Here is a 19675-nt window from a genome sequence, read left to right as displayed (position 1 = left end):
TGGGATTAGTGTTGTTGTATGCTGTTGTTTGTGTGGTTGTCTTGTGTGTTTGCCGTGCGTGCTGTGCCGGGTTGCATGGGCGGTGCCGATACCTGCCGGAGTGTCCGTCGTTCCGCCTGCCCGGGGAATTATCTCTTGTGCCGGGCCAACCCTTCGGGCAGGGGTAGCCGGATACGGGTAAGGCTGACGACGGCTCCTGTGAGTGCGAACCCGCCGGCGAGCAGGAGTGCCGTGTGGGTGCTGTCGTCGGGGACGATGTGGAACAGCAGCGCCATCAGGGCCGCACCCGTGGTCTGGCCTATGAGACGCGCCGTAGCGAGCATGCCGCTGGCGCTTCCGCTCCTCTCGTGCGGAGCCGAGGCGATCAGGATGCTGTTGTTGGGCGACTGGAAAAGCCCGAAGCCGGCACCGCAGAGCACCAGCCGCCATACGATGTCGCCCGGTGCGGGGTGTTCGGGCAGGAATGCCAGCAGGAACAGTCCCGCGGCCATGGCCGTCAGCCCTGTCCCGCCGAGCAGTCCGGCGTGGATGCGCTCGACGAGCATTCCGGCCACGGGAGCCACGACCATGATCACGGCCGGCCATGCGGTCATCAGCAGCCCTGTCGCCACTTCGTCGTAGCCGAATTCGTGTTGCAGGTAGAACGGCAGCGCTACCATGGCCAGCATTTGCCCCAGGAACGAGCAGATCGACGTGACGACCGAAACCGAAAAGATCGGGATGCGCAGCAGGTCGAACGGCAGGATCGGATAGGGCTCGCGCAGCTGGCTGCGGATGAAGAAGAACCCGACGATGAGCAGCGCTGCGATGCCCAGGGTGAGCAGCCGCGGGTCGAGCCCGTGCGAAAACCCTTCGACCGAAGCCATCAGCAAGCCGAAGGTCAGGGCGTTCATTACGGCGTCGCGCCAGTCGAAACGGCGTGCGCTCACCCGCACGGGATTGTCCGGCAGGAAGCGGCGGCTCAGCCACAGCGCCACCAGCCCGATGGGGATGTTCACGGCGAAGAGCCACGGCCACTCGGCGACGGAGAGGATGCCCGCAGCCAGCGTAGGCCCGGCGACCGACGACACGGCGACGACCGTGGCGTTGATGCCCATGCCGCGTCCCAGTTGCGCCTTGGGGTAGATGATGCGGATAAGCGTGGTGTTGACCGATGTGACGGCCGCGGCGCCGAACCCCTGCATCACGCGCGCCAGCACCAGCGTCGGGAGTGATGTCGAAAGGGCGCAGCCCACCGAGGCCACGGTGAAGAGCATCAGGCCGCCGATATAGACTTTGCGGTAGCCCACCACGTCGCCCAATGCCGAAAACGACAGCAGCGAGATCATGATGGCCAGCTGGTAGGCGTTGACGATCCAGATCGAGTCGGCCGACGAGATCCCCAGTTCCAGCCCGATGGTGGGCAGGGCGACGTTGGCGATGGCGCTGTCGATCACCGACAGCGAGACGCCGAACGCTACGGCCAGGATGGCCCACAGGCGGCGGGGCATCGGAAGCCCGTCGTCAGGTCGTGCGATATGGGGTGCGGCGTTCATTGCAGGGACAAAGATAATGTAATCGCGGCTCAATTCAAATTCGGGGCGGCCCGCAGGCTGGTTGTAGCTGGATCGGCCGGGTTGCGGGAAAGGGCTCGCCGCCGGTTTCGGGGATGCTTCTGACTGCCCGCAGCGTGTCTGTCGTCGGATGCTGCCGCCGGACGCCTCTCTCAGCGCTTTGCGTTTTGGCGGCGCCCGCGCCTCCGGCTGCTGCCGTAGGTGAGGCTGTCCGTGCCCCCCCCCTTTCCTGTGCTGTAAAAAACGGAAGCCCGGGATTATCCGGGCCTCCGTCACACAACTATGAATTTGAACTTTTTATTTTAAAAATTGGCTGTGTTCGTTTTAGGGATTGGGTGTCGCATACGGTTTACCTTCGGCTGTCTTCGGGGACGATTTCGCCCTCGGGTTCGATGCCCTTGAGGTATTTGCCGAGGAATTTCTCCATCGTGCGGTAGAAATCGAAGCGGTTTTCCTCGTTGTGGAAGCCGTGTCCCTCGTTGTCCTTGACCATGTAGTCGACATGCACGCCGCGTTTGCGCAGGGCGTCGACCATCTGGTTGCTCTCGTTAATGTTCACACGGGGGTCGTTGGCGCCCTGTACCACCAGCAGCGGGGTTTTGATCCGTTCGGCGTTGAGTGCCGGGGAGTTTTCGCGCAGCATTTGGGCGTCCTTTTCGGGATTGCCGACCATTTCGTACATCATGTCGAGCATCGGTTTCCAGTAGGGAGGGATGGTTTGCAGGAACGAGAAGAGGTTCGATACGCCCACGTAGTCCACGGCGCAGGCATAGAGGTCGGGATCCTTGACGATACCCTGCAACGTGGCGTAACCGCCGTAGCTGCCGCCGTAGATGGCAATCTTCGCGGGATCGGCGATGCCTTTTTCGATCAGCCAGTTCACGCCGTCCGTAATGTCGTCCTGCATGGTCTGGCCCCACTTGCCGTAGGCGATTTCTGTGAATTTGCGTCCGAAGCCGGTCGAACCGCGGAAGTTCATCTGCAGTACGGCGTAACCGCGGTTGGCGAGGAACTGCACCTCGGGGTTGAATCCCCACGAGTCGCGGGCCCACGGGCCGCCATGGGGATTGACCACTACGGGCAGGTTCTTGGCGTTGTGAAGCGTTTTGCCGACGGGCAGCGTGAGGTAGCCCTCGATTTCGAGGCCGTCGCGCGAGGTATAGGTAACCGGTGTCATCTCGGCCATCTGCTGCTCCTCGATCCAGGGTGCGAGGTCGGCCAGTTTGGTCATCGTGTCGGCTTTCACGTCGTAGAGGTAGTAAGCGCCCATCGTGCGGTCGCCGCCCGCATAGACGATATATTTGTCTTCGGCCTTGTTCCAGCCGCTGATGCCGACTTCGTAACCGCGCAGGTGTTTCTCCATGCGGCCGAACATCTCGCCCGTCGCCTTGTCGAAGAAATGGCGCCTCACGCCTTTGTGGCCTTCGTACGAAACACCCTGCAATTTTTTCTGTGCATCGCTGTACCAGATGCCGCGCAGGTCGTATTTGTCGTTGGTGTAGAGTTGTTCCAGCTCCTCGCAGGTCGCCGGATCCATCAGCACGAGTGCCGATTTGTCACGCCCGAGGTTGGTGATGGCGTAAACCAGCTTGTTGTCCGGGGTGAAGGTGGCGAACGACACGCCTTCCTTGAAGTTGGTCGTCAGTACGGGACGGAAAGGTTCGGCTTCGGTTTCGCGGTAGCGGATCTGCGTGTTCACGCCGTCGACGATGGCATAGGCTACGCGCAGCTTGCCGTCATGGTCGGTCTGCCAGCCCTGGATGTCGCCGGGATTCTCGCACAGCATCGTCATCTCGCCCGTCGAGAGGTTCAGGCGGTAGGGGTCGAAGATCATCGGGTTGCGCTGGTTGGTGCCGATGATCATCAGCGAGTCGATCTCTTCGAGCGGGTCGATGATCTGTGTTCGTACGCCCGGGATGGCCGTATAGGCTTGCGGGTTGCTGCCGTCGATGTCCACGCCGTAGAGTTGGAAATTCTCGTCGCCGCCGGTGTCTTTCAGATAGAGGATGCGGTGGTCGTTGGCCCAGAAGTATCCGGCCAGGTCGCGTTCGGTTTCCGAGGTGATGCGCACGGCGTCCTTGCCGTCGACAGGTTGCACGAAGATGTTGCGGCGGCTTTCGTAAGGCGCCATGTAGGAGAAATATTTTCCGTCGGGCGATATTTGGTACCCGGTTTTTTCTGTATTGCGGAAGAAGGTTTCCAAAGGCAGCTCGGGGGCTGTCTTGGGTGTACAGGCGGCCAGTATGGCTGCCGTGGCGGCGAACATGAGGAGTTTTTTCATGGGGTTTATTCGTTTGGATTTTCGTTCTGCTTTTTCGTGCGCAAGGCGTCCCGCCAGATGCCGCAGACCGAGAGGGTCAGCAGGATCAGGATCGGGATGTCGCCGGTGTGCGACGCCCCGGGAAACATCAGGTGCGTGGCTACTTTGATTGCAAAGGCTGCCACGGCGATGAAAATGGCCAGGATGCGGATGACTTTTTCGATTTCCATACTGGGTGTCTTTTTGTTTTTGACACTGCAAACTTACAAAAGAAATTTTGAAAAACAAATAAAATTTATTGTTTTTCGATAAAATTTTTATGATAAGCAACTTTTTCCTGCCTGACCGCAGAGAAACCGTAACAAAAAACGCCCGGAGGCGTTTCTTGTAATGAATATTGTCCTGACAGCCGGGTCTATTCCGCGTCGACGAATTTGTAGAGCTGGTCGCCGCGGTGGATCGGGGTGTCGGTGTGCACGGCGCAGAGGGTGCCTTGTGCCACGGATTGCACCGGGGTGCCGTCGGTGTCGTGCAGCTCGGCGAGCGTCTGTTCGGCGATGCCGGTGGTGGCACCCATGAAGAAAATATCCTCGCCCACGGACACCGGTGCGGCTTCGACCAGTACCTCGGCCACCGATATTCTTTTGTAGAAGTTCGTCACCTTGCCTACATAGACCTTGCGCCGCGTGGCGGCCGAGCCGTAATGTTGGCTGTGTTCGGCCACGGGGCGCCCGGCGTAGTAGCCTTCCCAGAAGCCGCGGTTGAAGACCGTGGCGAGCCGCTCCTTCAGTCCGGCGGCCAGGGCGGGGGTGTAGGTGCCCGCTTCGATGGCGCGCAGCGCCTCGTCGTAACACGACACCACGCGCTTGACGTATTCCGCGCCGCGTGCACGCCCTTCGATCTTCAGCACCCGCACACCCGCACCGATGAACCTGTCGAGGAAATCGACCGTGCAGAGGTCTTTGGGCGAGAGGACGTAGCGCCCGTCGATGTCCAGCGCCGCACCGGTCTCGGTGTCCGTGACGGTGTATTTGCGGCGGCACAGCTGGCGGCAGGCGCCGCGGTTGGCCGAGCAGTTGGTTTCGTAGAGCGAGAGGTAGCATTTACCCGAAATCGACATGCATAATGCGCCGTGGGCGAACATTTCGATTTCGACCAGCTCGCCACGCGGGCCCCGGATGTCGTTCTCGACGATCTGGCGGTGTATTTGCGCCACCTGTTCGAGCGTCAGTTCGCGTGCCAGCACCACCGTGTCGGCCCACTGCGAGAAGAACTTCACGGTTTCGGAATTCGAAATGTTGCTCTGGGTCGAAATATGCACCTCGACCCCGATGCGCCGGGCATAGAGTATCGCCGCGAAATCGGTGGCGATGATGGCGTCGATGCCTTCGGCCCTGGCGCGGTCGATTACCTCGTGGACGGTTTGCATCTCGTCCTCGTAGACGATGGTGTTGACCGTGAGGTAGGCCTTGACCCCTGCGGCGTGTGCCGTGGCGACGATCTTCGCCAGGTCGTCGAGCGTGAAATTCGCAGCCGACGCCGAGCGCATGTTGAGCTTCCCGACGCCGAAATATACCGAGTCCGCCCCGGCCTGTATGGCTGCGGCCAGTGCTTCGTAAGACCCTACGGGGGCCATGATTTCTATCTCGGAGCGTTGCATAGTGTCGTTTACGGGGGATGTTCCTGTGAGGGGTGTTTCCGGAATCAGTTTTTGCGTCCCATCAGGCTCAGGGCGTATTCGCGCATCCGTTCCGTGCGGGATTTTTCGACCGAAAGGGTGTCGAGGATGCCCAGCGCCCTTTCGAAGCGCAGCGAAATCTGCTGTTCGGTGAGGCGTGGTATGTCGAGACGGTCGTAGACGGCTTTTATCGTGGCGATTTTCTCGGCGTCGGGCATCTGTGAGCGGTGCGTCGAGCGGAGCACTTCGCGCGTAGGTTCGTCCGCGCGGCTTATGGCCGTGATCATCAGGTAAGTCTGTTTGCCTTCGAGGATGTCGCCGCCGATGGCCTTGCCCAGCCTTTCGTCGCCGTAGCTGTCCAGCAGGTCGTCCTGCAGCTGGAATGCCAGTCCCAGTTCGATGGCGAAGCGGCGCAGCTTGCGGCAGTCCTCTTCGGAAGCGCCGCCCAGCAGGGCGCCGATCGTGGTGGCCCCGGCCAGCAGCACCGAGGTCTTCAGCTCGATCATGTGCATGTATTCCACGACCGAAACCTTCGGCTTGCGTTCGAAATCCATGTCGTACTGCTGTCCTTCGCACACTTCGAGCGCCATGGTGTTGAACGTCGAGAGTATCTGCGGCAGCAGCTGCGCCGGCACTTCGCCCAGCAACCGGTAGGCGCAGATCAGCATGGCGTCACCCGAGAGGATCGCCACGTTCTGTCCCCACTTGGCGTAGACTGAGGGTTTGCCGCGCCGCACGGCTGCATTGTCCATGATGTCGTCGTGCAGCAGCGTGAAGTTATGGAACACCTCGACGGCCGCGGCGGCCGGCAGGGCATGTTGTATCTTGTCGGTGAAGATGCCGTTGGAGAGCATCAGCAGCATGGGGCGCAGGCGCTTGCCGCCGCCCGCGAGCGAATAGCCGATCGGGGCGTAAAGTAGCCCGGGTTCGGCCGGGAACTCGGTTTGGGCCAGGTAATTTTCGATGGCGGAGAGCAGTTGCTCGTTCGTTTGCATAGTCTGATAATACTTTTGGATCGGAATCTGTCCCAAAAGTAGGAAAAAAGTTTGGAGTAGCCGAATTTTGGATTAACTTTGACCTGATAAATTCTAACCTTTAACCAGAACACGATATGAAAAAACTCGCTATCGGCGTGGACATCGGCGGTATCAATACTGCGTTCGGCCTCGTCGACGAAAACGGCGACCTGTATGCCGAATCGGTCATTTCGACCAAGAAATACCCCAGTGTAGACGATTATCCGGCCTATGTCGAAGACCTCTGCCAGGCGATGCACGCACTGGCCGACAGCCTTTCGTTCGAGTACGAACTGACGGGTATCGGTATCGGTGCCCCCAATGCCAATTATCATAAAGGTACGGTCGAAAACCCCGCGAACCTCTGGAAATTCCGCGAGGGAGACCCCAATCCCGATGAAAGCCGCCGTGTTTTCCCGCTGGCGGACGACATCCGGAACTGCTTCGGGGGTGTGAAGGTGCTCGTGACGAACGATGCCAATGCCGCGACGATCGGCGAGATGATCTATGGCAATGCCAAGGGCATGCGCGACTTTATCATGATTACGCTCGGTACGGGCCTCGGATCGGGTTTCGTCGCCAACGGCGAGATGATCTACGGCCATGATGGCTTTGCCGGAGAGTTCGGCCATGTCATCGTCGAGCGCGACGGCCGCGAGTGCGGTTGCGGGCGGAAGGGCTGCCTGGAGACCTATGTTTCGGCTACGGGCATCAAGCGCACGGCATTCGAGCTGATGGCCAAAATGTCGGCTCCCAGCAAGCTGCGCGACATCGCTTTCGGCGATTTCGACGCTTCGATGATCTCCGCCGCTGCCGAGCAGGGCGATCCCATCGCACTCGAAGCCTTCCGTTTTACGGGCGAGATGCTCGGTCGTGCGTTGGCCGACGTGGTGACCGTCACGTCGCCCGAGGCGATTTTCCTCTTCGGCGGCCTGTCGAAGGCGGGCAAGCTGATCTTCGAGCCTACGCAGTGGTACATGGAGGAGAATATGCTCTTTGCATTCAAGAACAAGGTGAAGCTGCTTCCGAGCGGTATCCAGGGTAAGAATGCCGCGATTCTCGGCGCTTCGGCCCTGATCTGGCAGGAGGAGCATAAATAATCCGGCGGAAGGCCGGGCGACGGGCGTCGCTTCGGTTTGCCTGGCAGAGGATGAGCCGGGATTGTCTTGTCTTGCCGATGCCGTTTTCGGATTTGTCCGGATGAAAAGAATGCCGGCGGAGTTTGTGCTCCGCCGGCATTGCCGTTACATACCGGCTGCCCGGTGTCCCTGTGAAGGGCTATTTGTTGTAGGCGGTCAGCATCCAGACCATCTTCTCCTGCTCCTTCAGGTAGTCGCTCATCAGCGCCACGGTAGCCTCGTCGCCGGCCTCCGAGGCCAGTTCGAGCAGCTTGCGCTCCTCGCCGATAAGGTAGCTGTACGTGGTGAGGATATGCCCGATGGCCTCATCGCCGCGTGTTACGCCCGAAACCTCCTTGACCTTGGCGACCCTGAGGTATTCGCTGAACCTGTTTTCGGGCTTGCCGCCCAGCATCAGGATGCGCTCCGCGATCTGATCGGCCTTTTCGGCAGCATCGTCGTATAGCTCTTCGAACTTGCCGTGCAGGACGAAGAACCCGTGCCCTTCGATATCCCAGTGGAAACCCCGCAGGTTGGTGTAAAATACTTGAAAGTCGGCCAGCAGCGAATGCAGCGCCGATACTACGCCCTGTACTTTCTTCTCGTCCAGGTGCAAATAATCCAGTGTTTTCATAATCGTTTTTATTTTAATAGTTTGCATATCAAATTATTCCCTTGATCCGGTCTTCCGAGGCCGACAGGGCTGCCTTGGCCCCTTCGCCCATTGCGATCACGATCTGTTTGTAACGTATGTCCGTCACGTCGCCCGCTGCATATACGCCGGGTACCGATGTGCGGCACTCCTTGTCGGTCAGGATTTCTCCCGCGCGGTTGGTGTCGAGGATGCCGGCGAACAGCTTGCTGTTGGCCGAGAGGCCGATCTGGACGAATACGCCGTCGAGCAGCAGTCGTTTTTCCGCTCCCGTCGGGCGGTCTTTCGTGCGCAGGGCCGTCATGCGGCTGCCGTCGCCTTCGACCTCGAGCGTCTGCACGTTCGTATGTACCGCTACATTGGGGAGCGTGCGCAGCTTCTCCTGCAATACCTGGTCGGCCTTGAGAGTCTCCATGAATTCGAGAACCGTCACCGAAGCGCAGGTGCCCGCCAGGTCGATTGCGGCCTCGACGCCCGAATTGCCGCCGCCGATCACAGCGATATGCTTCCCGGCGTAGAACGGCCCGTCGCAGTGGGGGCAGAAGGCTACGCCGCGGCCGATGTACTCCGCTTCGCCCGGCACCCCGAGCCTGCGCCACGAAGCTCCCGTGGCGACGACCAGTGCCGGGGCGCGGAAAACCTCCCCGCCTTTGGCATGCAGCTCCCGGATGCCGCCGTCCATGTCGAAACGTTCGATGCGGCGGTTGTCGCAGATGTCAATCCCGTAGGCCTCCATGTGTCTGCGCAGGTCGCCCGCGAGCTCTGCTCCGGTCGTGCGCGGCACCGAGACCAGGTTTTCAATGCCTACCGTTTCATTGACCTGCCCGCCGACCTTTTCTGCCACGACCGCCACGCGGAGCCCCTTGCGGGCTGCATAGATCGCGGCCGAAGCCCCGGCGGGGCCGCCCCCGGCGACCAGCAGGTCGTATTCGCGCACGACGGGCGTGATGCCTGTGTCCGAAGTGCCGAAGCGCTCCTCGAGTTTGTCCAGCAGTTCGGCCAGCGAGCCGCGGCCGACGTGGATCAGCTCTTCGCCGTGGAAAACCGCCGGCACGGCCTGGATATTCAGCCGTGCAACCTCCTCGGGGAACAGGGCTCCGTCCACGGCCGTATGGGTGATCCGGGGGTTGGAGAGCGCCAGCAGGTTGAGCGCCTGTACCACATCGGGGCAGTTGGTGCAGGTGAGCGACATGTAGGTCGTCAGCGCGATCTGCCCGCCGAGCGCCCCGATCCGTCGGCGCGTCGCTTCGTCGGGCAGGTTTTTGCCCTTGCCGTCGGCGTTCAGCACGGCCAGTATCAGCGAGCTGAATTCATGGCCGTTGGGCACCGCCCGGAAGTGGATGCCGGTGTCCTTGTCGTTGCGCAGAAGCCGGAACTCCAGTCCCTGCCCGTCGGTGATCCGGCAGCCGATCTTCGCGGAACAGGCGGCCGTCTCTTCGAGCAGCTCGAGCAGCTCTCCGCGCGACGCATGGCCGGGGTCGGCCGTGACGTCGAACACGTAGGAGGCTTCCAGCCCCTCGAACAAGCGGAGCAACTGCTCCCTGAGTGCATGATCCAGCATGGCCCTTAGATTTTACCTACCAGGTCGATACTCGGTTTGAGCGTCTCGGCGCCCTGCTGCCATTTGGCGGGGCATACTTCGCCCGGGTGTGCCTCGACGAACTGTGCCGCGGCGACTTTGCGTAGCAACTCCTCGGCATTGCGGCCGATGCTGTTGTCCTGGATCTCCACCAGCTTGACCTTCCCCTCGGGGTTGACGACGAACGTGCCGCGGTAGGCTACGCCTTCTTCCTCGATCATGACGCCGAAGCCGCGCGAAAGTACACCCGTGGGGTCTGCGAGCATCGGGTAGTTGATTTTGCGGATGCTTTCCGAAGTGTCGTGCCAGGCTTTGTGCACGAAGTGGGTGTCGGTGCTTACCGAGTAGACCTCCACGCCCATGGCTTTGAACCGGTCGTATTTGTCGGCCATGTCCACCAACTCGGTGGGGCATACGAACGTGAAGTCAGCCGGGTAGAAAAAGAAGATCGCCCATTTGCCTTTGAGGTCTTCGTTCGTGACCGTTACGAATTTGCCGTTGTGGTAGGCCTGAACCTTGAATTCGGGTACTGTTGAATTGATGATTGATGTCATAGCTGTACTTTTTTATTTATGTGAATATTTTTTGCTGCTTTAGTTTTCTTCCTCTTTGCTGATACAAAAATAGGGGAAATCTTTATATAAATCAAATTGATAATATTTATATCATTATAGTTTTATGCTATAATTGTGCTGTGCCGTTGCCGGGGGCCGAAACCGCCTGCAAAACGAAAGCCCCGGAGCGTTAACTCCGGGGCTTGGGTTCTCCGCCCGCCTTGGGTGCGGGGTGTTCCTGTTTTATCGCATCGCGATCTGCGAGGTTCCGATCAGGCGGCCGTCGCAGAACAGTTGTACGGTGTAGGCACCAGCGGCAAAGCCTGTGCTGTTATAGTAGATACCCACTTCGAGATCCTGGTTCTGGTAGTCCACTTCGCGCATGGCCGAATAACTCAGGCGTTCGCCCTCGAAATCGAAAGTCGGCATGGCCTCGGTCGTCAGCACATAGCCGTCGGGCGAGGTGATACGGACGTAGACGGTCTTTTCGCCCGGTGTCGCCAGCTCGTTGGCCGTCAGTACGAAATCCACGCGCAGGCGCGCGGCATTCTTGATCCTCGATACGGGTTTGCTGTTGGCGTTGAGCGCCGAGAGACGGATGTCGCGGGCGCGGATCACGGCGCCGACACGTACCTTGTTGTCCAGCTCGGCAGCCTTCTCCTCGGCCATTTCGGCGCGCAGCTTCGCCGACGAGATCTCCTTGCGGTAGGTTACGTTCTCGTTGATGAGTTTTTTGTTGAGCGTATTGAGCGAGTCGATCTGGCGGATGTAGCTCTTCATGACCGTGCGCAGCGTACCCACCTCCTTTTCGTACTGTTTGATCTTGGCCAGGTTCCATGAACGCTCCTTTTTCAGGCGCGTCATCAGCGAGTCTGCGCGGTCGCGTTCCACGTTGAGGTTGGCCGAAATGCTGTCGTTGGTCACCTGCAGGTTGTCGTAGTCGGTCATCAGGCGTCCCAGGTCGTTCTGGATCGAGTCGCGGTCGGCCTGCAACAACTGGTTGTCGACCATCTGCTGGCGGTGTATGCTGAAATAAAGTACCGAAAGCGCCACCAGGATCACCGAGAGGATGATGATGACGATGCGGTAGCCGCGGATGGATTTTTCCGGGACGGGCTGCGACGTCATGTAATCGTCGTCCTCGAACTCCGAGGGGTCGTACCCTTGCTTATTCTCTTCCATAAAAACAGTTTTTTCAGTGTCGAATTTACCTGATTGTTCGCCGGGTCAGGGTTATCCTGAGGCAAAGATAACAAAATTTTTATTTTATGAGGCTCGTCATCGGGTATTTAAGCCCCTTGTAGCCCGAAATATAGGCGTTGATGCTGCCTACGCGGACGGGCGACTCGATGTAAAGCGGGATTTTGTTCTCGTCGTCCGAGATCCATAGCGTGAAGACCGTGCCGTCGGTGAAGGAGAACCCTTCGGAAGTGCCCAGCTGGCATTCGAACTTCAGGGTCTTGAAGCGTCCCATGTTGCGGATCTTCTTTGTTTCGCGGCTTATGTACCTGTAATTCAGGTGTCGGATCGTGTCCTGCAATACCATTTGGAGGGTTGCGGGCTCACCGGGTTTGAAATCCTCGGCATTGGCCGAGCGCATGGTGAAGAAAAGCGCGATGGCATCCATGCTCTCGGGAGTCAGGGGCATGGTTTTCTCCTCGAAAGGCCGTTGGCGCCGCCGCCACCGGGTATGCACCTGGTCGTTGTCCCAGTCGTAAGTGTAATAGCTCTGGAACGTGTAGTCGCCCTCCTTGAGGTCGCTTTCGAAACGTACCGGACGCAGCGTCTCGGGGCTGATCCACACCGTGTAGATATCTTCGAGGTTGAAGAACCAGCGGTAGGTGGGCAGCGTGCGGCCGATGCCCTCGACCTTGTAGAACTTGCGGTCGTCGAGCTGCACCTCGCTCGTCTTGACCTCGACCGCTCCCACTTCGGTGTTGGGGAACATCTTGGCCTTGTAGCTGACGCGGTAGAAAAGCTGCTCGCCCGGGTGGTAGAGCTGGGCTGCGGCAGGCAGTGCGGCGGTGAATAACAATATCGTGAATAACAGTCGTTTCATGGAAAAAGGGTTTTTAATGGATAAACGGTCGTGGGTATGAAATATTACGAAATCATCGAAAAATCAATCTCTTCGCGCCCCGAATAGCGCCTCCTTAACTCCCTGAGGCCGCGGTGCCCCGGCCGGGAGAGGGTGCGGTCGGCGGAGAGGATGCCGGCCGCCGCCTCGCGCGAAACGGTGAGTATTTGGACATCGAGCGTGGGGTTGGCGATCTTCAGATCAAACGCCATGCCGCTCTGGAGCGTCCCGTTGATGTCGCCCGCACCCCGCAGCTTAAGGTCGAGCTCTGCCAGGCGGAATCCGTCGTTGGTCTCGCACATGGCGTCGAGGCGTGCCCGGGACTCCTTCGAGAGCTTTTCGCCCGACATCAGGATGCAGTAGGATTGTTCGCCGCCCCGCCCTACGCGCCCGCGCAACTGGTGCAGCTGCGAGAGCCCGAACCGCTCGGCCGATTCGATGACCATGACCGTGGCGTTCGGCACGTCGACGCCTACTTCGATGACCGACGTGGCGACCATGATATCGGCCTCGCCCGACTTGAACTGGCGCATCGACTCCTCCTTGTCGGCGGGTTTCATCTTGCCGTGGCAGATCGTCGTGACGTAGTCCGGCAGCGGAAAATCGCGCGATATGGCTTCGTAGCCGTCGGTGAGGTCTTTGTAATCCATGGCCTCGGACTCCTTGATGAGCGGATATACGACATAGACCTGCCGTCCCTTGGCGATCTCCTGCTTCATGAAACCGAACAGGCGCAGCCGCGCCGCATCGGTGTAATGTACGGTCTTGATCGGCCGTCGTCCCGGCGGAAGCTCGTCGATCACCGAGACGTCGAGGTCGCCGTAGAGGGTCATGGCCAGCGTGCGGGGAATCGGCGTGGCGGTCATCACGAGGATGTGCGGCGGCTGCTCGTTTTTGGTCCAGAGCCGGGCGCGCTGCTCCACGCCGAAGCGGTGCTGCTCGTCGATCACCACGAACCCCAGGTTGGCGAACTGCACCCGGTCTTCGATCAGGGCGTGCGTGCCGATCAGGATGTGCACCTCGCCCGAGGCGATCCCTTCGAGCGCCAGCCGGCGCTCCCTGGCCTTCGAGGCGCCGGTGAGGATGGCGACCTTCACCCCCATGCCGTCGAGCATACGCGTGATGGTGGCGAAATGCTGGCGGGCGAGGATCTCGGTGGGCGCCATCATGCAGGCCTGGTAGCCGTTGTCCACGGCCAGCAGCATCGACATCAGCGCCACGAGGGTCTTGCCGCTGCCGACGTCGCCCTGCAACAGGCGGTTCATCTGGTAGCCCGTGACGGTGTCCTGCCGGATCTCCCTGATGACCCGTTTCTGCGCTCCGGTGAGCGGGAACGGTAGCTTTTCGTTGTAGAAGGTGTTGAAGACGTCCCCGACCTTCATGAACAGGAAGCCGTTGTTTTTGGCCAGACGTTCCGTACGGCGCGACTGGACGTTGAGCTGGATGCCCAGCAGTTCGTCGAATTTCAGCCTGTACTGTGCCTGCCGCAGCAGTTCGGGCGACTGCGGAAAATGGATGTTGTAGTAGGCGTCGCGCAGTGGGATCAGCCCGTAGCGGGTTCGCACCTCGTCGGGCATGTAGTCGGGGATATGGTCTTTGGCCAGCGCCCACGCATTGCAGATGATCTGGTACATGCCCTTGGCGCCGAGCACGTTCGAAAGTTTCTCGGTCGAGGGATAGATGCCCTGCATGCCGCTTTCGGCTTTGCGCGAGAGCGCCTGTTCCATGGTCTCCAGCTCGGGGTGCGCCATCGACAATTCGCCGCGGTAGAACGACGGCCGTCCGAAAATGAGGTATTCGCGTCCCACTTCGACCCGTTTTTCGATCCATTTGATACCTTGGAACCAGACCAGTTCGGCCGACCCCGTGGGGTCGGAGACATAGGCCGTGAAGCGGCGTTTGCGGCCCGTGCCGGCATAGGCTACGCCCGTCACGCGGGCGCGGAACTGGAGCAGGGTGGGCGCATCGTCGGTGATCTCGGCGATGCGGTAGACTTTCGTGCGGTCGATATAGCGGAACGGGTAGTGACGCAGCATGTCGCCCAGCGTACGGATGCCCAGCTCCTTGTCCAGAAGCCGGGCGCGGGCTTCGCCGACGCCGCCTACGAATTTTATGTCGTTGTCCAGGTAGTCCACACGACAAATATACGAAAAAACAGGAAATCCGTATCGCGCACAGGGCGTTATTCCTTTTGCCGGGTGTTGCCGCGGGCTATTCCGGGCTATTCCTGCGCGTCCTCCTCCAGCGTGACGTCGACACCGATGCGGGCGAAACTGCCCCCGCACCATCCCTCGGCTTCCGAGACGCGGTCGGCTTCGGTGAATTCGACCGGAACGGACTGTGCCGCGAACTCCCCGCCGTTGGACGGGCCGTCGGTGTCGGTAAACAGGATGTCCGCCGTCGTTTCAATGGAGAATAATTGTCCGGGAAGTTCGTAGCAACCGTCGTCCCCGGTCTGTGCCTTATAGGAGCTGTTTGGTTGGCGCACCTCGATCCCGGGTATCGGGGTGCCGGTTTTGTCGGTTACCTTGCCGCCGACCCAGATATTTACGTGCGGCGTTCCGTACATGGCGGTCGGTGGTTCTCCGTTTTTCTGTTTTTCGCAGGCCGTAGAGAACCCGAGCAGTGTCAGCAACAGGAAAGACAGGCGTTTTTTGATGCGTTTTTTCATGGCGGGAGCGGGATTGTGGTTGCTACCCGAAATATAGGGAATAAATCGGAATTCGCAAAATCGCGGATTATCTTTATCTTTGCATCACAATCGCAGACAAGATGAATCTTTCGGAATACAGTCGCCGCCCGAGTTGCGAGGTGCGCATCGGGCGGGTCGTGATCGGCGGCGGGCACCCGGTCGCCGTGCAGTCGATGACCAACACCGACACCAACGATACCGAAGCCAGCGTGGCGCAGATCGAACGGATCGACCGCGCCGGGGGAAAGATCGTGCGCCTTACGGCACAGGGGCGGCGCGAGGGCGAGAACCTTGCCCGCATCGTCCGCCGTCTGCGCGACGAGGGCTTCGATACGGCCGTCGTGGCCGACATCCACTTCCTGCCCGAGGTGGCCGCCATTGCCGCGCAATATGTCGACAAGGTGCGCATCAACCCGGGCAATTACCGCACGGATCGCGGGGAGCTGGAGGAGTTGATCGCCCGCTGCCGCGAGCGGGGCGTCGCCCTGCGCATCGGCGTCAACCACGGGTCGCTCGCCAAACGTGTCTTCGACCAGTGGGGAGATACGCCGCAGGGCATGGTCGTCTCGGCCATGGAGTTCCTGCGTGTCTGCAAGGCGCACGGATTCGACCAGGTCGTCGTGTCGATGAAGTCGAGCAACACGCGCGTCATGGTCGCCGCTTACCGGCTGCTGGTCGCGGCGATGGATGCCGAGGATATGCACTATCCGATCCACTTGGGCGTCACCGAGGCCGGCAGCGGCATCGAGGGGCGTATCAAGAGCGCCGTAGGTATCGGGGCGCTGCTCTGCGACGGCATCGGCGACACGATCCGCGTATCGCTGACCGAGGCCCCGGAGCACGAAATTCCCGTGGCGGAACTGCTGGTAAGGCACTTCGCGGAGCGCCCCGGGATATTTCCCGTGCTGCATCCCGAGCGTTACTCCCCGACCGAGTACCGCCGCCGTACGAATATACAGGTGCCGGTCGTGCACAGCGAGCCGCTCGACGGCTTCCGCGTAATCGAGGCCGTGTCGGGCAATCCCACGGCCGAGTTGCGCGCTGCGATCCTGAACCTCGATACCCCCGAACCGGTCGTCGTGAAACGCCGTTACGAGGAGACCTCGCTGGAGACATTGGCCGTGAAGGCTGCCGCCGACCTGGGGGTGCTGCTGCTCGACGGGCTGGCCGACGGCATCTGGATCGACGCGCCCGGATTTGCCGAAGACCAGGTGCGCGAAATCGAGCTGATGATCCTGCAGGCGGCGCGCGTGCGGTTCTCGCACACCGAGTACATCGCCTGCCCGAGTTGCGGCCGCACGCTTTACGACATCGAAAAGACCCTCGCCGACATCAAATCGCGCACGTCGCACCTTTCGAACCTCAAGATCGGCGTCATGGGATGCATCGTCAACGGCCCTGGCGAGATGGCCGATGCCGACTACGGGTACGTGGGTGCCGCACCCGGCCGCATCACGCTCTACAAGGGGCGCACGGTCGTGGCACGCAACATCCCGCAGCAGGAGGCGCTCGACCGCCTCGTGGAACTGATCAAGGCCGACGGCGAGTGGGTGGAGCCATGACGATCCTGCCGCTCGCATACCTGCCCTCGGTCGAGTACTTCGCGCACTTGTTGTGCGGCGGGTGCGTCGTCGACCTGGGCGAGCATTTCGTGAAGCGCTCGGAGCGCAACCGCGCCCGTATCCTCGCTACGGATGGGGTGATGGAGCTGACCGTCCACGTGTGTCATGCCAACCGTCCCCGCCAGCCCGTACGCGACGTGCGGATCGACTATTCGAAACGCTGGCAGCACCAGCACTGGGGGGCGTTGGTCGCCTCCTACAAAGGGTCGCCCTATTTCGATTTTTACGCTGAATATTTCGAACCTTTCTACCGCCGGGAATACGGATTCCTGGCCGATTACAATGCCGAACTGCTCGGTCGGCTCTGCTCCCTGCTGCGCGTTCCCATGCCGGAGTTCTCCCAGGCGTATGTCGCTGCCGCCGCGGGCGACACCGACCTGCGTCCCAAACGGCGCAATGAGGGCCCGGCGTTCATTGCCGAGCCCTATGTGCAGGTCTTCTCCGACCGTATGCCTTTCCAGCCTAATTTGTCGGTTGCGGATTTACTGTTCGCCGAGGGCCCTGAAGCCGTTTCGGTTTTAAGACGTTGCCGACTCTGAGCGTCACGCTGTCGCGCAACGGCCCGGCGATGGCCTTGATTTCGACCGTGCCCCGCAGCGACACCGAATCCGTGCGGTACTGGCACGTGGCGTATTCCGTCACGGCCAGCGTGTCGGCCCCTGCGAGCAGCGTGGGGGCACCGGCCGACGAATAGATATGGAATGCCTGCTGTTCGCCGTCGCGCAGCGTCCGCCGCTTGTCTGTGATGTGCAGTGTCGGTTCCTCCTTGTTCCACAGAGCCTTATAGAGGTAGAACGCATCCTTGCGCTCGCGGCGGTCGATGGTCACGAGACCGGCGCCGTTCACCCCGTAAGGCCGGCGTACCGAACCGTAGTCGAACATGTTGTTGATCCATGTCCCCCAGAAAAGCGAGTCGTTCTGGAGGTTTTTGGCATACTGCTCGTGGAAGTGAGTCTGACGCTCCTCGGGCATCCAGTTCGCGCGGGGTGCCGCCTGTGCCGTATAGCTTTTGTGTCCGATGAAGCCGCTGCCCCCGTAACAGATTCCCGAGCGGAGGTGTGACCACCCTTTCTGCAACTGGTCGCGCCATACGGTCACGTCGTCCGTCGTGCCTTTGCGCCAGCCTACGTCCTGTCGCCAGACGATCAGGTCGGTGATGAAGTTGATATTGCCGTCCTGGTCGCTGCAGGCCACCGTGGGACGCGAAGGGTCGAGGGCGTGTGCCGCCGCGTTGAGCTTGCCCAGGTAAGGCGTTACGTCGTTGCCGCGCGTCCAAAGCCGCGAAAAGATACCCCACATCACCACCGAGGGGTGGTTGTAGTTTTGGGCAATGATCTCCTGCAACTGTTGCAGGCCGTTCTGTTCGAACTGCGGGGTGGCGTAGTAGGCCACGTCGCCCAGGAACGAGGAGCGGTGGAACGGCGCATCGACCCACACCAGCATGCCCAGCTCGTCACAACGGTCGTAGAGGTATTGCGCATGGGGCATCACGGCCGAACGCAGGGCGTTCGCCCCGAGGGTGCGGATCTGGCCGAGGTCAGCCTCATAGTCGGGCGCGATGAGTGCGCCGCCCGAGATGGCGTTGTCGTGGTAGAGCGTTACGCCGTGTATCGGGATGCGGCTGCCGTTGACCGCAAAGCCGCCCGCCGGGGTGGCTACGATGCTGCGGAAGCCCGTGCGCACGGCGACGCTGTCGGTGACGGTCGCGTCGCCGATGCTTACCGATACCCGGTAGAGGGCCGGGTTGGCGGGACTCCACAACTGCGGGGCGTCGACCGAGAAGGGAATCGTGACGGGTTTCCCGTCGATGCGCGTTTTCTGTCGTTTGGAAAATACGCGGCTGCCGTCGGGCGCTGTGATGTCGAGCGTCAGGACGCAACTGTTCTCCCCGCCGGTAACCAGATGGATCTCCGCTTCGCCTTCGACCCGCTCGTCGCCGACCGAGTTCTGATGTACCAGTATTCCGTCCGAGCCTAAGTAGAGGGGTGATACGGCTGTTTTTTCCGTAAGGATCAGCTCCGCTTCACGGTAAATGCCTCCGTAGAGATTCATGTCCGTCGAGGTGGGAAGCACGTCGTCGCAGTAATTGTTGCTGACGACGACCAGCAGCGCATTGTCGGAACCGAACCGTATCTTGTCGGTGATTTCGAGCGCAAAAGCCGTACCTCCGCCCTTGTGCCCGCCGACATAGTAGCCGTTGACGAAGACGTCGGCCACGCTTTGCACGCCGTAGAATTTCACGAATAACCGTTTGGTCGCCCATTCGGCCGGGATATACATGTCGTTCTGGTAGTTGGCCGTTGTTTCGAGGAAATATCCGGTGCCTCCCGTATCTGTATTCCAGGTGTGGGGCAGCGTAACATGTCGGGCGTTGTCGCTGCTGTTCTCCGACTTGAAGAAGAAACGCCATCCCTCGTTCAGGGGGAATACCTCGCGGGCCTGTGTAGAGGCGCAGATGGCGAGGAGCAGGAGTGTCGCTATGTATCGTTTCATTGTCTCGGATGGTTTTGGTGTCCTGATGCAAAGATAATACAACGCCGGCTCAAAATCAAATTTTCCGCTGCGGGCGCCGCTTCCGTGCTGTCGGTATCCGGAGTCGGCTGTCCGGCGTTATTCGGGGCGGAATGTATGTCGGGATATACGTACGGCGTGTTTGTCGGTTGAGTGGTGTGCATTCGTATTGGGCCGTTGCGTGATTGTAGAAACACTGCCGGGTCGGGCGCGAGCGGATATTAGGACAGGGTCGGTCATTGCGGGCCGCCTGCCGCGCGTGATGCCCGCGAGAGGAAGATCGGAAGAGTTCCGCGGAACTTCCGGGCACAAAAAAAGCGGCAGACCGCGCCTCTTCGGTCTGCCGCAGGCAGGAGTTTTACT

The 19675-nt window shown here is 60.4% G+C and carries 16 protein-coding genes; 3 read left to right on the top strand and 13 right to left on the bottom strand.

Annotated elements, in window-relative coordinates; all coding sequences use genetic code 11:
- Nucleotides 1-128: 128 nt before the first annotated feature.
- The 5 genes from DW189_RS09510 to DW189_RS09490 form a co-directional block, all read right to left on the bottom strand.
- Nucleotides 129-1490, bottom strand: coding sequence for an MFS transporter (locus tag DW189_RS09510; protein WP_117507773.1), 1362 nt, complete (start codon nucleotides 1488-1490; stop codon nucleotides 129-131).
- Nucleotides 1491-1902: 412 nt separating this feature from the next.
- Nucleotides 1903-3819, bottom strand: a complete 1917-nt coding sequence (locus tag DW189_RS09505; RefSeq protein ID WP_390613249.1) for a S9 family peptidase — start codon at nucleotides 3817-3819, stop codon at nucleotides 1903-1905.
- A gap of 20 nt (nucleotides 3820-3839) precedes the next feature.
- Nucleotides 3840-4043 carry a hypothetical protein gene (locus tag DW189_RS09500; RefSeq protein ID WP_117507769.1) on the bottom strand — a complete coding sequence of 68 codons (204 nt, stop codon included), beginning with the start codon at nucleotides 4041-4043 and terminating at the stop codon, nucleotides 3840-3842.
- Between the two features lie 185 nt (nucleotides 4044-4228).
- On the bottom strand, nucleotides 4229-5473 hold the full coding sequence (locus tag DW189_RS09495; protein WP_117507767.1) for a peptidase U32 family protein: 1245 nt from the start codon (nucleotides 5471-5473) through the stop codon (nucleotides 4229-4231).
- A gap of 44 nt (nucleotides 5474-5517) precedes the next feature.
- Nucleotides 5518-6486, bottom strand: a complete 969-nt coding sequence (locus DW189_RS09490) for a polyprenyl synthetase family protein (RefSeq protein ID WP_117507765.1) — start codon at nucleotides 6484-6486, stop codon at nucleotides 5518-5520.
- A 116-nt stretch (nucleotides 6487-6602) separates the two neighbouring features.
- Here DW189_RS09490 and DW189_RS09485 point away from each other — a divergent pair, with 116 nt between their 5' ends.
- Nucleotides 6603-7607: an ROK family protein gene (locus DW189_RS09485; protein ID WP_022331840.1), complete on the top strand. Its 1005-nt coding sequence runs from the start codon at nucleotides 6603-6605 to the stop codon at nucleotides 7605-7607.
- A gap of 178 nt (nucleotides 7608-7785) precedes the next feature.
- On the opposite strand, the gene DW189_RS09480 is transcribed toward DW189_RS09485, so the two are convergent.
- From DW189_RS09480 to DW189_RS09450, 7 genes are all read right to left on the bottom strand, one after another.
- Nucleotides 7786-8259, bottom strand: a complete 474-nt coding sequence (locus DW189_RS09480) for a Dps family protein (RefSeq protein ID WP_022331839.1) — start codon at nucleotides 8257-8259, stop codon at nucleotides 7786-7788.
- Nucleotides 8260-8287: 28 nt separating this feature from the next.
- Nucleotides 8288-9838 (bottom strand): alkyl hydroperoxide reductase subunit F, encoded by a 1551-nt coding sequence (gene ahpF / locus DW189_RS09475; RefSeq protein WP_117507763.1) that lies wholly within the window; start codon nucleotides 9836-9838, stop codon nucleotides 8288-8290.
- 5 nt (nucleotides 9839-9843) lie between these two features.
- Entirely contained in the window at nucleotides 9844-10410 is a 567-nt protein-coding gene (ahpC, locus tag DW189_RS09470; RefSeq protein WP_018696289.1) for an alkyl hydroperoxide reductase subunit C, read from the bottom strand.
- 243 nt (nucleotides 10411-10653) lie between these two features.
- The gene (locus tag DW189_RS09465; RefSeq protein ID WP_117507761.1) at nucleotides 10654-11592 is read right to left on the bottom strand and encodes a hypothetical protein; all 939 of its coding nucleotides are present in this window, start codon (nucleotides 11590-11592) and stop codon (nucleotides 10654-10656) included.
- Between the two features lie 79 nt (nucleotides 11593-11671).
- Complete coding sequence (locus DW189_RS09460; RefSeq protein WP_022331836.1) at nucleotides 11672-12469, bottom strand: DUF3108 domain-containing protein; 798 nt, start codon at nucleotides 12467-12469, stop codon at nucleotides 11672-11674.
- A 44-nt stretch (nucleotides 12470-12513) separates the two neighbouring features.
- Nucleotides 12514-14622 (bottom strand): ATP-dependent DNA helicase RecG, encoded by a 2109-nt coding sequence (recG, locus tag DW189_RS09455; protein WP_117507759.1) that lies wholly within the window; start codon nucleotides 14620-14622, stop codon nucleotides 12514-12516.
- Between the two features lie 86 nt (nucleotides 14623-14708).
- Nucleotides 14709-15158: a radical SAM-associated putative lipoprotein gene (locus DW189_RS09450; RefSeq protein WP_022331834.1), complete on the bottom strand. Its 450-nt coding sequence runs from the start codon at nucleotides 15156-15158 to the stop codon at nucleotides 14709-14711.
- A gap of 101 nt (nucleotides 15159-15259) precedes the next feature.
- Here DW189_RS09450 and ispG point away from each other — a divergent pair, with 101 nt between their 5' ends.
- Together ispG and DW189_RS09440 are read left to right on the top strand one after the other, a co-directional pair.
- Nucleotides 15260-16741 (top strand): (E)-4-hydroxy-3-methylbut-2-enyl-diphosphate synthase, encoded by a 1482-nt coding sequence (gene ispG, locus DW189_RS09445; protein WP_117507758.1) that lies wholly within the window; start codon nucleotides 15260-15262, stop codon nucleotides 16739-16741.
- On the top strand, nucleotides 16726-17340 hold the full coding sequence (locus DW189_RS09440; protein ID WP_232044663.1) for a WbqC family protein: 615 nt from the start codon (nucleotides 16726-16728) through the stop codon (nucleotides 17338-17340). Before ispG ends, DW189_RS09440 begins: the two co-directional genes overlap by 16 nt.
- Here the strand turns inward: DW189_RS09440 and DW189_RS09435 are convergent.
- Nucleotides 17264-19294, bottom strand: a complete 2031-nt coding sequence (locus DW189_RS09435) for a glycoside hydrolase family 2 protein (RefSeq protein ID WP_117507755.1) — start codon at nucleotides 19292-19294, stop codon at nucleotides 17264-17266. The genes DW189_RS09440 and DW189_RS09435 overlap by 77 nt on opposite strands.
- Nucleotides 19295-19675 lie beyond the last annotated feature (381 nt).

Source organism: Alistipes sp. AM16-43 (assembly GCF_003435745.1).
Taxonomy (GTDB): domain Bacteria; phylum Bacteroidota; class Bacteroidia; order Bacteroidales; family Rikenellaceae; genus Alistipes; species Alistipes onderdonkii.
Note: the sequence above shows the minus strand (reverse complement) of the source record. Positions and strands in the feature narration are given on the sequence as shown.

Bases quoted from the DNA above. Each gene is read 5' to 3' on its own strand.
- ahpC (WP_018696289.1), bottom strand. From the start codon at position 10,410: ATGACATCAATCATCAATTCAACAGTACCCGAATTCAAGGTTCAGGCC.
- DW189_RS09450 (WP_022331834.1), bottom strand. From the start codon at position 15,158: ATGAAAAAACGCATCAAAAAACGCCTGTCTTTCCTGTTGCTGACACTG.
- DW189_RS09495 (WP_117507767.1), bottom strand. From the start codon at position 5,473: ATGCAACGCTCCGAGATAGAAATCATGGCCCCCGTAGGGTCTTACGAA.
- DW189_RS09510 (WP_117507773.1), bottom strand. From the start codon at position 1,490: ATGCCCCGCCGCCTGTGGGCCATCCTGGCCGTAGCGTTCGGCGTCTCG.
- DW189_RS09435 (WP_117507755.1), bottom strand. From the start codon at position 19,294: ATGAAACGATACATAGCGACACTCCTGCTCCTCGCCATCTGCGCCTCT.
- DW189_RS09460 (WP_022331836.1), bottom strand. From the start codon at position 12,469: ATGAAACGACTGTTATTCACGATATTGTTATTCACCGCCGCACTGCCT.
- DW189_RS09465 (WP_117507761.1), bottom strand. From the start codon at position 11,592: ATGGAAGAGAATAAGCAAGGGTACGACCCCTCGGAGTTCGAGGACGAC.
- DW189_RS09500 (WP_117507769.1), bottom strand. From the start codon at position 4,043: ATGGAAATCGAAAAAGTCATCCGCATCCTGGCCATTTTCATCGCCGTG.
- ispG (WP_117507758.1), top strand. From the start codon at position 15,260: ATGAATCTTTCGGAATACAGTCGCCGCCCGAGTTGCGAGGTGCGCATC.
- DW189_RS09490 (WP_117507765.1), bottom strand. From the start codon at position 6,486: ATGCAAACGAACGAGCAACTGCTCTCCGCCATCGAAAATTACCTGGCC.
- DW189_RS09505 (WP_390613249.1), bottom strand. From the start codon at position 3,819: ATGTTCGCCGCCACGGCAGCCATACTGGCCGCCTGTACACCCAAGACA.
- DW189_RS09480 (WP_022331839.1), bottom strand. From the start codon at position 8,259: ATGAAAACACTGGATTATTTGCACCTGGACGAGAAGAAAGTACAGGGC.
- DW189_RS09485 (WP_022331840.1), top strand. From the start codon at position 6,603: ATGAAAAAACTCGCTATCGGCGTGGACATCGGCGGTATCAATACTGCG.
- ahpF (WP_117507763.1), bottom strand. From the start codon at position 9,838: ATGCTGGATCATGCACTCAGGGAGCAGTTGCTCCGCTTGTTCGAGGGG.